Below are 13928 nucleotides of genomic sequence, written 5' to 3' on the forward strand. Positions count from 1 at the left end.
GCTTGATACTTAAGCCCTTAGCATACGGCTTGAATTGTTAGCGTACTGTTCCATTTAAGCTCGAATTAACCTCGAGACCAACAGCTTGCTGTCAGCAATCATTTCTATTGTATTTCGACGCAATTTCAGCAGTAGCAAATAGGTTAGTGGTACTAAAAATAAACTGGTGAGGGTGCTAAACAATAAACCACCGATTATGGCTATCGCCATCGGCGAATAGGAAGGGCCGTCACCGCCAATACTCATGTCGCCAAACGCAAGTGGTAAAAGTCCTAGCACAGTTGTAGAGACTGTCATCAAAATAGGGCGTACTCGGGTGAGACAACCTTCAATAATGGCGTTGTGTACAGTCATTCCTTGATTCACTAATTGATTAATCCGGTCGACCAATACAATACCGTTATTTACCACTATTCCCATTAAAATCAGCATCCCAATCATGCCCATTACGGTCATTGGATTGCCTGTAAGTAAAAACGCCCAAAATACCCCAGTAAATGAAAAAATCAACGAAGTTAATACCGATGTGGGTAATAATAATGATTCGAAAAGCGCTGCCATAACAATATAAATCATACACACGGCTAGGATCATATTTGTGATCATCACGCCTTCATCTTCGTCTTGACGCTGGAAACTGCCATCTAACGCCCAACTATAACCACTGGGCAGTTGCACATTTGCCATTATAGATTCAATACGTTCTTGTGCTTCTTCGATGGTGAGTTCACTTTCTAAATTAGCCCCAATACTTAGTGCCGTTTGCCTGCCGTCCCGCTGAATTTGTGACATTCTTGGTTTAATCGTTAAGTCAGCCAACATATCCAAAGTGACATTTTGATCAAGGTTTCTAGACACCGTTAAGTTGCGTAATGCGTCTATAGAGGTTTGCAGTGTTTCATCGTAAAGCAAACGAATGTCTATTTCACCATTAATGTCATTTCTAAAGGTTCGCAGATTTGCCCCTCGTAATGCAGTGCTAATAATAGTGGCAACATCATTGGTGTTTAATCCAAAACGAAAGGCTTTGTCTCTATCTACTTTAATTTGTAACTCATAATTTTGACCATCTATATCAGCCTTAACGTCTGTTAAACCATTAACGCTACTCAACACTGGTACAATTTCACTGGCAATTTGCATTAAGGTTTCAGATGACTGTCCAAATAACGATATTTTGACACCGCCACCACTGCCTTCATCCCACTGAAAAGAAGGTTTTGCTCGTGCAAATGCAGGGAACTCATCTTTAATTAACTTTTTTAGATCGGCGATTTTCATCGGGATTACATCTTCTAGAGTTAAGCCAGATACCGCTTCTCCCGCAGTGAAATAGCTATATACCTGTTTGATGTGAAATCTTTCTTTATTGGCGTATAAATAGTCTTCCATTTTAGCCACGGTTTTTTCAACTTCCTTGAGGCTATAGTTGGCCTGAACATTATAGTTCAACCAAATTCGGCCATTATTACCATTGTTTTGTTCGTCGCTCTTTAATAAGTTCATGGGGATCATAGTGCTGATTAATATGAGTACAGCAACAAGCGCGGTTTTTCCTTGATTCTCTAAGGTCCAAGTTAAAATAGAAGCATAAACATTTTTGATCTTTGATGGCTTCACTTGTTTAGGTTTCGCTTTAATTTTTAGCTTAGTGGTTAATAAAGGAATGAGTGTCTGCGCTAAAATTAATGACGCAAACAGTGAAATGCAGATAGATACGGCTACATGTTCAAGAAATACGGTTATCTCTTCTTTGGCGCCAACTATATTGGGTAGAAAAACGATGGCTGTGGTCGCCGTTCCAGCGATAACAGCTAAACTCACCAAAGCAACCCCTTTCTTAGTTGCTTCCACAGGGTCAGGTTCGTCTTCCCGTGCTTGGAAAATGCTTTCAGTAACCACAACAGCATTATCCACCAGCATGCCAACCGCCAACATTAAGCCCATTAAAGACAATATATTGAGGCTATATCCTAAGAAGTACATACAGGCCAAGGTGATACAAATTGCAAATGGCACCGATAGGACCACAACTAGGGTAGTAGCAAGGTTACGTAAGAATAAATACAATACAATGATAGAGAGAATGGCACCGAGCAAGCCCGAATTGAGCAGGTCTTGCAGCGAAGTGGTAACAGAATCCGCCTCATCATCCATAATAAATACGTTAATGCCATTAAACGCGGTGCTGTTTCGAGCTTTTTCAATCTCTTGCATAACCGCGTCGGATACCTCTACTAAGTTAGCACCTGACTCTCGAAAGATATTGAGACCAATCGCATGGGTGCGATCTAAGTGGCGTCCTTCTTCTGCTCTAGGGGTTTCATATTTCACACTGGCAATGTCGTGCAAACGTACATTCCGTTGGATAATGAGATCTTCAATTTCCTGTTTGCTACGGTATTCGCCAATTGGGTTGACTGTGATTTTTTGGTCCAAATCAAAAAATTGACCAGCCGTCATGGAGAAGTTGGCATCGCGCAGGATTTTGGTTAATTTAGCCGTATCAATGTGCAAAGCTGCAATGCGTTGAGGATCTAAGCGAATCGATATTTGTTTTTTCTGAACACCATATAATTCAACTTTTGAGACACCTTTAATGCGCTCGATCGGCATTTTTAGGTTGCGCTCCAGTAAATCATACGAGTTAGAAATATCACGGTCACTCGACAATCTAAGTTGAAAAACTGGCATATCTTTTAGGTTGAACTTGAAGACTAGTACCCGCTCTACATCATCTGGCAAAAGGTGGCGGATAGCATCGATTTTCTCTCGTGCTTCGATGCTTTTAGCTTTGATATTGGCATCCCAATCAAACTGTATCTGAATTTCTGCATTGTTTTCAGTAGAACGAGAGCGCAGTCGTTTGATGCCCGACATTGTGGCTAATGCTTCTTCCACCGGTTGGGTGATCATTTTATCGATTTCTGCAGGCGTGGCATCTTTATAGGGAACCTGAATAAAAATTTCTGGAAAATCAATGCCCGGAAACTTCTCTAAAGGCAGCATTTTACTGGCCGCTAACCCCATGATTAACAGAGAAAAGAATAACATGGAAATGGTTACTGGACGACGTATGGCAAAGCTTGCCAATGCAGCGCCAGCGTGGGCAAACTTATCCATAAACCACCTCACTGTTTGGCTTGTCGGTTGTGCTTTGGTTCACTTCTGGGATAAATGATTTGCGATCAAATATGCTATACAACACGGGGATCATAAATAGAGTTAGGAAGGTTGCGAACAACAATCCAAAAATTACTGTAATAGCCATAGGTGTGCGAATTTCCGATCCTTCACCTAAACCAATTGCCATTGGAAGGAGGCCTAATATAGTGGTTAAGGTGGTCATTAGGATAGGGCGTAAACGACTGTGCGCAGCTTGTTTAATTGCGGTCATCTTATCTTCGCCTTTTGCACGTAATTGATTAATTCTATCAATTAGCACTATGGCGTTATTTACCACTATTCCAGCGAGCATAATCAAGCCAATGAATACCACCACACTGATATTTGTGCCGGTTAAAAATAAACCATAAATTGAACCTGCGCAGGCCATGGGAACAGTGAATAAAATTAAAAATGGATGCAATAAGGACTCAAACTGCGAGGCCATCACCAGATATACCATAAAAATCGCCAAGGCCAGGGCCATATAAAGGGAATTAAAACTCGACTCCATTTCTTCACTTTGGCCGGTGATCCTAGCTTGTAAACTAACGGGTAAGTTGATTTCATCAATGGCTGAGCGAGCGTCGATTACAGCCGCACCTAAATCACCGTAATTAAGGTTAGCAGTGACCAGTACCACCCGTTGTTGACCCACTCTGGTTATTTCACTTGGACCGACTGACATCTCAATAGAAGCCACAGCGGCTAAGGGGATGACATTATTGCTATTTGGGTTTACCACTATTTGTGAAATATCTTGGATTGAGTCTCGTTGGGTAACTTGGTTTCTGACTAAAATATCCACTTTACGATCATCGACACTAAATTGACTTGCCACTTCGCCACCAATTTTGGCCGCTATTAACTTTGAAACATCCGGTGCATTGAGTCCTAATTGGGCCAGTTTGGCATGGTCGAACTGCACTTTTAATTCAGGGTTGCCATTTTGCAACGAGCTTTTAATATCGGCAAATCGTCTATTTTTAGAAAGAGCTTGTGCTAGCTTGTCACCGTAACGTTTTAACATCGACAAGTCATATCCTGAAATTTCCACCACCAGTGGAGTCGAAAAACTGAATAGTTCCGGTGTACCGAATTTACTTTCCAGACCTGCTTGATTAATTAGGTATTCACGCATAGCTGTGACAACAGCTTGTTCGTCTTGGGCAGAGGCATCAGTTTTCATCACCACATTTAACTTACCCCAATGATCACCACCTTGGGAGGGGGAAGCATTCATTAAACTGCCAGTACCAGCTAAAGAGTAGGTGCGTGCTACTTGCGGTTGTTTTTGCGTAAAAGTGGCCAGTTTAGCTAATACCTCATCGGTATTTTCTAATCTAGAGCCTGTAGGTAAGGTAATTTCAACATTAAATTCGCCTTGGGCTAACGGTGGAATCAGTTCCAAACCGATTTTAGGTAATAGTAAAAGCGATAGAGCAGAACATGTAACCACAATTGCAATAACTGCAATCCGAGCTTTCATTGCCACATTCAGACTATGGTAATACGCTGATGAAACGACATTGTAGAACTTATCGAACCCCCACAATACCGGTTTGAATAGTATTGATAGCGCTTTAGATAGCCCTCTAAACACAGTTAAAATGATGCTGGTTACCGTCAGAGGTACAACATAAAAGATTAATTTAACGAGAAGAGTTAATGGTAAAAATAGGTAATATCCAGTTAGTTTTAACTTGCCTGTGGGTTTAGCTTTAACCGGCCTAGGTCCCAAATCCAATTCTTTACTTGGCTGATTAGACTTTTCTCTTGCTGCAAGCATAGGGATGAGAGTTAATGCTACAACTAAGGATGCTGCCAGTGCAAACGTAACGGTAAGGGCCTGATCACTGAATAATTGACCAGCGATACCTTCAACAAACACTAACGGAAAAAATACGGCCATGGTGGTAAGGGTAGAGGCCACTATTGCCATTGAGACTTCTTTTGTTCCTTGCGCGGCAGCTTCTAAGGTATTGGCATTGTCTTTTTTATGCCTATCGATGTTTTCCAGCACTACGATACTGTTATCAACTAATAAACCTATGGCCAGCGCAATGCCACCCAGACTCATAATGTTTAAACTGATATCGTAGCTATACATTAAATTAAAAGTCGCGATAATTGATACTGGAATGGAGATGGAAATAATTAATGTGGGCCAGATATTTTTCAGGAAAAAATACAAAATAAACATAGCCAGAATACCACCTATGATGGCCGCAGACTTTACTTCTTCCAATGCGCTGGCGATAAATAATGACTGGTCGTAGACCATTTGTATTTGGTAGTTCTGCGGCAATGACTGCTTCAGTGATTCAAGTCTGGCTTTTACCGCGTTAGCTACATTGACCGTATTAGCGTCACCTTCTTTATAGATTGCTATTTCAACACCTTCGAGTCCGTCAAATCGGGTGACTGAGGTGCGTTCTTTAAAGGCATCTTTGATTTGGGCTACGTCGCTTAAACGAATATGTTTGCCTTCTCGTGTAGCAATATACAAATTACGCATATCGTCTAAGGTTTGAAATTGATTTAGGGTTCTGACTAAATATTCTTGCGAACCGTCTTCCACTCGGCCACCGGACGCATTTACATTTTCGTCTTTCAAGCGTTTAATGATTTCCGCTAAAGGTATATTTAATTGACTAGTACGATGTTGATTAATCAGAACATGAATTTCATTTTCTAGGCCACCGCCGACTCGAACGGAAGCGACACCTTCAACCGACTCCAGTTTGCGTTTTATGTCTTCTTCGGCATAAGTACGAACCTGTTTCATGTTCGCTTCATCCATAGTCGCTTGTGCTGCCTTAGAGTCGTTAGCGTCGGGCGAAGCGGCATTGTTTGTTCCTAGTCCGAAGCGCATTACAGGATCTAAACTTGGATTGAATCGCAATAATAAAGGCCGTTTAACATCTAGGGGTAAAAGTAAAACATCGAGTTTTTCGCGAACCTCTAAGCTGGCCATGTCCATTTCGGTGCCCCATTCAAACTCCAGCACTACATCAGACTGTCCAGCTTTAGAAGCTGAAGTGACTTTGCGAACACCTTTGACTATGCCTACTGCTTCCTCAACCGGTTTGGTAACCAATTGTTCTATCTCTCCTGGAGCGGCTCCTACATAGTCAGTGCGAATGGTTAGAGTCGGGTAGGAAAGCTCTGGTAGTAAGTTCAAAGACAAACGTGATAGAGAAACAAATCCGAATAAGAGTACAGCTAAGGTAAACATCCACACTGTCACCGGACGTCTGACCGCAATTTCAATTAAATTCATAATGTACTCCTCAATTAGCTGTTGACGATTTCAACAACGGCTTTGTCTTTGAGGTTTTGGTGCCCGGTTACCACCACTTTTTCAGTGCCAGTAAGGCCTTTGATAACTTCAACGAAGTTTCCTTCTTGGTAGCCAACTGTAATCGCAATTTTGTTTGCGATACCGTCTTCGTCTACCACAAATACATTGGTTTTATCGTCAATGGCCAGCAGTGCTTTGCGAGGCAACAAAGTAGCATCAAGGTGGGTGTCATAATTTAAACTGACTTGAGAGAACATGCCTGCTTTCAATAAATTATTTTCGTTTGGTACTCTAAGGGTAACTTTAAAAGTCCCGGTTTTTGAATCAATGACCGGACTGATACGCTCAACATAAGCATTGATTGTTGTATTCGAAAGCGCTGATAAAAGTAAGCTTGCTGGTTGGTCTTTGTGCACCCGAGACAATTCTTTTTCCGGTAAATAGACAATTCCGTAGAGTTGTTTTTGTTGCACAATATGAAACATACGCTCGCGCTGGAACGATTCGGTTAGGTTACCCACTTTAGCGTTTCGTTCGGCGATATAACCGCTGATAGGTGCAACTATGGTTGCTTCTTTCAAATCGAGTTTAGCCAAAGCCAGTGTTGCTTTGGCTGATTCATACTGTGCAGTAAGCTTGTCGTAAGTATCATCACTTATCAGTTTTTTATGATAAACCTTATTGACTTTCGCAAGCTCTTTTTCGATACCTTGTAAATCTGCTGCTGCTCGCAACAAGTTTAGTTCGTAACGTTCGGGATCTAATTTCGCTAAAACTTGACCTTTTTCAACGTAATCACCTTCTTCAACTAATATTTGATCAATTATTCCCGATGCGCGGGCAACAACAAATGCTTCTTCTTTAGCTTCTAATACTGCTGTTGTTGCATAATTGGAGGAAATATTACCGCGCTCTAAATTTTTCACTTCAACAGGAATAGGGATGACTTTTACCTGTTCAGCTTCTTGTTGGTCATTTTTATTGGCTTCTGCCTGTCCACAGGCTGTTAATAAAAAACTTGAGCAAATAAAAGCTGCCAGTGATAACTGCTTTATTGTTGAGCGTGAAATTGAAGCGTGGTTGTTGTAATTATGCGCGTCCATTGTATTTTCCAAATTTAACCAAATATTTTAAGTGAATATCGTCACGACACTGTTTAGTGAGTCGTATTTGATGACTGTTCTATTTACTAGACTAAGCACTCACTGTGCCATTGGTTAAAGTCTCTATAAATCAATTAGATATGGAGATGGTTTGCGTATTTTTGTGAATTTGATTAACTGTATTTGGTGAAATTTACTAAAAATTAGTTGATTTATTACTAGCTGCGAGACGCTGCCATGCAATAAACCGCGCTCTTTATTGAAAAATAAATAACCCCTTTTAAAATTCTATTCGTTGGTACTGATAACTATGTGTAAAAGGAATAAAAATGAACACTATTAAATCAGACAATTCAACGACTACTCGCTCTATCGATTTAACGCTTAAAAACAGATTTAAACTGCGTAGATTTAGCTATTTATTAACCTCTACAGTTATCGCTTTTAGTCTAGCCGCTTGTTCGTCTACAGAAAGCGATAATCAAGTCAAACAGGCGAAGCACAGAGCTGAAGCTGAAGCTGAAAAAATTATGATGACCGCACAACGAGCTGAAGCGCAAGGAAAATTACATAGTCGCCAGCGACATGAATCTCAGCTGTTCGCAATGGCTGACTTATCTGTAGCCACTTCTCCTGGATATTATCCTCCTCAAGTGCCAGCGCCAGGGAACCCTGCTTATACAGAAAACTATCAACATGAAGAAGAAAACCAGGTTTTTACCACCAGTAATAATCCAGTTTCAACATTTTCAATTGATGTGGACACAGGTAGCTACAGCAATGCTAGACGAATGTTAAACCAAGGATGGCTGCCACCGGCAGACGCTGTTCGGATTGAAGAATTCGTAAATTATTTTGATTATCAGTATCCAGTGGCTGAAGAATCCTCTCATCCTTTTGTGATTGATACGCAGGTTTCAAATTCGCCTTGGAATCAAGGCCGTATGTTGATGCGAATTGGTTTAAAAGCCCATGCTTTAAATGATAAATCCGAAAAGCAACTTGAGGCGAGCAATAAAAATCTAGTGTTCTTATTGGATGTTTCTGGCTCTATGAATTCTGCGAATAAATTACCTTTGGTTAAGCGTGCTCTGATGATGTTAACCAATCAATTGACAGAAAACGATAGTGTAGCCATCGTGGTTTATGCCGGAGCATCTGGTGTAGTACTTGAGCCTACCAAAGCCAATCAGAGTGTAAAAATAGAACAAGCGCTAAACCGCCTATCCGCTGGTGGATCAACCAATGGTGGAGAGGGTATTGAGCTTGCTTATAAATTAGCTAAACAAGCATTTAAGGAAAATGGTGTGAATCGTGTGATTTTAGCTACTGACGGCGATTTTAATGTTGGCAGGGTCAATCATCAGCAATTAATTGAATTAGTTGAAAAACAAAAAGAGCAAGGAATTGAACTCACCACCTTAGGTTTTGGACAAGGTAATTATAATGACCACTTGATGGAGCAATTAGCGGATAAAGGCAATGGCAATTACGCTTATATAGATACGTTGCTTGAAGCGCGAAAAGTATTAGTTGAAGAATTAGATGCTACTTTACAATCGGTTGCCCGAGACGTGAAAATTCAGGTCGAGTTTAATCCTAATACGGTGGCGGAATATCGTTTAATTGGCTATGAAAATCGTCGCTTAAATAAAGAAGATTTCAATAATGATAAAGTCGATGCGGGGGAAATCGGAGCTGGCCATACTGTTACAGCATTTTACGAAATCGTATTGCAACATGGCGCTAAATTTAATGACGATTTACGCTATCAACAGACCCATAAAAATGCCGCAGCTAGTCTGAATAATGAATTGGCCCATGTAAAGATGCGTTATAAACCTATGGACAACGACACTAGTATCCTAATCGACCAAGTTATTGAAAAACAAAATGTTACTGATTTTGATGCACAATCCATGGATTTTAAATTTGCAACTTCTGTTGTTGGCTTTGCTCAATTGTTGAAAAATAGTAAATACACCCAAAATTTAGATTTTGAAAAGGTGATTGAGCTTGCTAATAACAACAAAGGTAAGGATGATTACGGCTATCGTGCTGAGTTTGTTTCTTTGGTGAGAATGGCAAAAACCTTACAGTCGGAAACTTCTCGTTCGGTTGCCACTCAAGAACAAAAGCAAAACTAAGAAAATAAGGCGCAGACGTCAAGGTTTGCCAAGTCTTATTCATTATTTAAGGAAGATGGACGCGTTTGAATCAAGTAGTAGATGAAGAATTGCTTAAACGATTTGCAGATGGAGATTCGGCATCGTTTGAGCTTTTATATGAACGTCATAGAGGCGGCTTGTATCGCTATATGTTGCGTCAATTAAAAGATCAGCAATTAGCAGAAGATTTATTTCAGGACACCTGGAGTAAAGTGATAGTGAATGCTGAGTCGTTTGAGCCAAACGCTAAATTTTCCACTTGGTTATATACAATGGCTCGAAATAGGGTGGTTGACCAAATAAGACATTTGCGCATTGTCGATAAGCTGATTGACGATAGCGCCGATGAGGTAGATAGCCAACTTGGTGCCAATCAAATTGAGCAAAATATACTAGAAAAAACGTTGCAAGCTGATAAGCAAAGCATGTTTTTAAAAGACTGTATGCAAAAGTTACCTGTCAACTTGCTGGAAGTATTTTTACTCAAAGAAGAGTCGACTATGACGGTGAAACAAATTGCAGAAGTAATTGATTCTTCTCATCAAGCAACTAAAAGCCGTTTACGTTATGCCTACGGTCAGTTAAAACAATGTTTATCTAAAAAAATGCCTGATTGGGTAAGTAGTGGTGAAGGTCATGAGTAATAAAAATCAAGCTAAAAATGAGAATATTACTGATCCTGATGTGAGTGTCGTATATCAGGCACAGGAAAAACCAGTACCGACTGCAGCATTGGATAAGCGCATATTGGAACTCGCCAAACAACAAGCAAGTGATAAGGTGGTTGATGTAAAAGCGCCAGTAGCAAAATGGCGAAAATGGCAATGGCCAACTTCCATTGCCGCTTCAGTGATGTTTATTAGCTTAGTGGTATACAATCAATATGATCGTTTTGATCCTATGTTGACAAAAGCGCCGGGGCTAAGGGTTGATACTTATGATATTGCAGACCAAGCTACATTGGACAATGAACAATTGACAAAAAAATCAAAACTAGAAATTCGTGAACTTAGCAGCCCACCAGTTTCATCCAGAATGGCCTCAGAGCCACTGCTAGATAAAAGTGAGTTTGAGCGAGATTCTGTAGAGGAGCCTGAGCGAGCCCAATATGCTGAAAAAGAAGCATTAACTTTAGCTGCAAAAGCTATGGATAATGTTGAGATTGAGCCTTTATCATTTGAGCTTGAAATGCCCCTTGAGGTTGATGTTGAACAACAAATTCCTGCAGATATTGTGTTAACTCAAGAAGCTGCAACTGAACAAGCATTTAAACAAGCAGAGTTGATTGCCAAACAACAAAAATCACAGTTAGCAAAAAGAGAACATCAAGGTCAAACGAGGCTGTCTTTAATTGAATCAAGCTCAATGTTTAACGACAATCAACCCTCAACATCTAAAATGCAGGTTAATACCGAATATCTTGATAGCCTGTTAAAGCAACTTGAAGAACATAGTGCACCGAAAAACAAGAACGCAGATAAAATCCAATCTCTTAGTCAGTTGCAGAATGATATTTTTGATTATCTATCACTACTTAAGATGGCCGATCCATTAGTTGAAATAGACCCAAAATATTTACAAGTGTTAACTGAAGAGCAAAACAAGAAATTAAGTGAGTAGATGTGCATTGGCAACGTTGGATAAGGATATAGGAATTGCTTGAATTGGAGAGATTGAGGCAATTGATAATCTTAGCGACATCTTTTTGGAGAAACAGAACCGCGTTTAATCTCACATCTGTTCGCCACGTCTTGTAAGCGTCAATGGGCGCTCAGTTATGCAATTTTAAGAGCTGTTTTGGGGTGAAATTTAAGTGATTTTTAGCTCAACAGCTTCTATGTTTCCAATCTTTTTCAGATGTTAATGAATAAAATTCTAAAGGTCGTTAAAGGGCTTGATATCTTCTATACTCAGAAATGCTGAAGCAGCTGCGCGTTGAATTAATTGTTCGCAGATTGATTTACTCGTGACTCTACTTAATTCTCAATAGGAGCAATGTGATGAGCGACAAAAAATGCCCATATCAACCAACAGACCTAACTACCAATGGTGGAGCGCCGGTTGTTGATAATCAAAATAGTCTGACGGCTGGTAAGCGCGGCCCTGTGCTAGCCCAAGATCTTTGGTTAAATGAAAAGCTTGCGAATTTTGTGCGTGAAGTTATCCCAGAGCGCCGAATGCATGCTAAAGGTTCTGGTGCATATGGTACTTTTACGGTTACCCATGATATTAGCCAATATACTCGCGCAAAAATATTTAGTGAGGTAGGCAAAACAACCGAAATGTTTGCACGTTTTAGTACGGTAGCAGGTGAACGTGGAGCTGCCGATGCTGAACGTGATATTCGCGGTTTTGCCTTGAAGTTTTATACCGAAGAAGGGATTTGGGATATGGTTGGTAACAATACCCCAGTATTCTTTTTACGTGATCCTCTCAAATTCCCAGATTTGAATAAAGCGGTTAAACGAGATCCTCGCACCAATATGCGCTCTGCTACTAATAATTGGGATTTTTGGACGTTGCTGCCAGAAGCCTTGCATCAAGTTACTATTGTGATGAGTGATCGTGGTATTCCAGCTTCGTATAGACACATGCATGGCTTTGGCTCGCATACTTACAGTTTTTGGAATGACGCCGGTGAGCGATATTGGGTCAAATTCCATTTTCGCACTCAACAAGGCATCAAAAACTTAACTGATGCGGAAGCCGCTGAAGTTGTCGCTATGGATCGGGAAAGCAATCAAAAAGATCTTTACGAGTCTATTGAGCGAGGGGATTTCCCTAAGTGGAAGATGTATGTGCAAATTATGCCAGAAATAGAAGCTGATAAAGTTCCTTACCATCCATTTGATCTCACTAAAGTGTGGCCAAAGGGCGATTATCCACTTATTGAGGTAGGTGAATTTGAGTTGAACAAAAATGCTGAAAATTACTTTGCGGATGTTGAACAAGCGGCATTTGCTCCAAGTAATTTAGTGCCAGGGATTAGTGTATCACCTGACCGCATGCTGCAGGCGCGTTTGATCAACTACGCGGATGCTCAGCGTTATCGAGTGGGTGTTAATCATAATCAGATTCCTGTTAACAAACCGCGTTGTCCTGTAAATAGTAATGCCCGTGATGGTGAAGGCCGTGTAGATGGCAACTATGGTGACAAACCACACTATGAACCTAATAGCTTTAATCAATGGCAGGAGCAGCAACAATTTGCTGAGCCACCTCTTAAAATCGATGGTTATGCTAAACGCTATGATTTTCGTGAAGATGATGATGACTATTTTAATCAGCCACGTTTATTGTTTAATTTGATGAATGACGAACAAAAACAAGCGCTTTTTGAAAACACGGCTAGACAAATGGGGGATACTTTTGATTTTATCAAATATCGTCATATTCGAAACTGTAGCCAGTGCCACCCAGCTTATGGCGAAGGCATTGCTAAAGCTTTAGGATTAACGGTAGAGGATGCAATAAAAGCACGAGAAGCGGATCCTGCTCTTCATTTACCTAGCTGTTTATAAATAACTGTTTTTTGCTAAATAACAAACACCGTTTTTAGCGGTGTTTTTTTACAATTGGACAGGCATAATTTTCAAAAAAAATAAATAGACAGTCATGAAAAAAAATAAAATAAATAGACAGTCATTACTAGTCATCTACCGATTTGACGAGATAAATTAACGCTTAGGAGCAATTTAATGGGTACGGAAATTAGAATTTTTGAGAAAAATAGATAAAAACTGGTTTTTACGCTGCTATACCCGATTGAAATTCAGCCGTCGTACCGCATTTCATCTGCGGGGACCTTTAAGCCATAAATTTAGGTTTTTTGAGCTATTTTAAGCTTCATTCTAACCGTACTTCTGTCGACGTCGGCGTTTATAATTCTTGAGGGTATTGATTTGACCTGCGGCCACACTAAACGATGTTTCAAAACTTGAGAATAAACATTGCCAGGATTTTTCATCCAAACCAAGTCGTTGTAAAATGGGGGATTCATCAATATCTATTGAGCCACTTTTGTTGGGATGCAGGCTACGTCCTGACAGGTCGACTAATTTTAGATAGTCGATGAGATTAAATGTCAGTCCAGGTGGTTGAGGTTGTGTAGGATTGCCCACAAAAGGCATCAAAGTTGTTGGCTGTTTTCCTTTTTTGAAATCGCGTGTGCGTCGTTTAATACTCGTG

At 40.3% G+C, this 13928-nt stretch carries 7 protein-coding genes and 1 pseudogene; 4 read left to right on the plus strand and 4 right to left on the minus strand.

What is annotated here, in order from left to right:
- Positions 1-54 precede the first annotated feature (54 nt).
- Genes KO530_RS11555 through KO530_RS11565 form a run of 3 tightly spaced genes read right to left on the minus strand, consistent with a single transcriptional unit; the run spans position 55 to position 7572 of the window.
- On the minus strand, positions 55-3123 hold the full coding sequence (locus tag KO530_RS11555; protein ID WP_216048549.1) for an efflux RND transporter permease subunit: 3069 nt from the start codon (positions 3121-3123) through the stop codon (positions 55-57).
- Positions 3116-6448 (minus strand): efflux RND transporter permease subunit, encoded by a 3333-nt coding sequence (locus tag KO530_RS11560; RefSeq protein WP_216048550.1) that lies wholly within the window; start codon positions 6446-6448, stop codon positions 3116-3118. The genes KO530_RS11555 and KO530_RS11560 overlap by 8 nt, the downstream gene beginning before the upstream one ends.
- A 14-nt stretch (positions 6449-6462) precedes the next feature.
- Positions 6463-7572 (minus strand): efflux RND transporter periplasmic adaptor subunit, encoded by a 1110-nt coding sequence (locus tag KO530_RS11565; RefSeq protein ID WP_216048551.1) that lies wholly within the window; start codon positions 7570-7572, stop codon positions 6463-6465.
- A 329-nt stretch (positions 7573-7901) separates the two neighbouring features.
- On the opposite strand from KO530_RS11565, the gene KO530_RS11570 reads away from it, so the two are divergent.
- The 4 genes from KO530_RS11570 (at position 7902) to KO530_RS11585 (ending at position 13261) form a co-directional block, all read left to right on the plus strand.
- Positions 7902-9719 carry a vWA domain-containing protein gene (locus tag KO530_RS11570; protein ID WP_216048552.1) on the plus strand — a complete coding sequence of 606 codons (1818 nt, stop codon included), beginning with the start codon at positions 7902-7904 and terminating at the stop codon, positions 9717-9719.
- Positions 9720-9784: 65 nt separating this feature from the next.
- Positions 9785-10384 carry a sigma-70 family RNA polymerase sigma factor gene (locus KO530_RS11575; protein WP_216048553.1) on the plus strand — a complete coding sequence of 200 codons (600 nt, stop codon included), beginning with the start codon at positions 9785-9787 and terminating at the stop codon, positions 10382-10384.
- Complete coding sequence (locus KO530_RS11580) at positions 10377-11360, plus strand: hypothetical protein (protein ID WP_216048554.1); 984 nt, start codon at positions 10377-10379, stop codon at positions 11358-11360. Before KO530_RS11575 ends, KO530_RS11580 begins: the two co-directional genes overlap by 8 nt.
- Positions 11361-11740: 380 nt before the next feature.
- Positions 11741-13261, plus strand: a complete 1521-nt coding sequence (locus tag KO530_RS11585) for a catalase (protein ID WP_216048555.1) — start codon at positions 11741-11743, stop codon at positions 13259-13261.
- A 330-nt stretch (positions 13262-13591) separates the two neighbouring features.
- Here KO530_RS11585 and KO530_RS11590 read toward each other — a convergent pair.
- Positions 13592-13928: pseudogene (locus tag KO530_RS11590) on the minus strand (transposase); the annotation flags it as partial.

This window comes from Aliiglaciecola lipolytica (assembly GCF_018860635.1).
GTDB classification, from domain to species: domain Bacteria; phylum Pseudomonadota; class Gammaproteobacteria; order Enterobacterales; family Alteromonadaceae; genus Aliiglaciecola; species Aliiglaciecola lipolytica_A.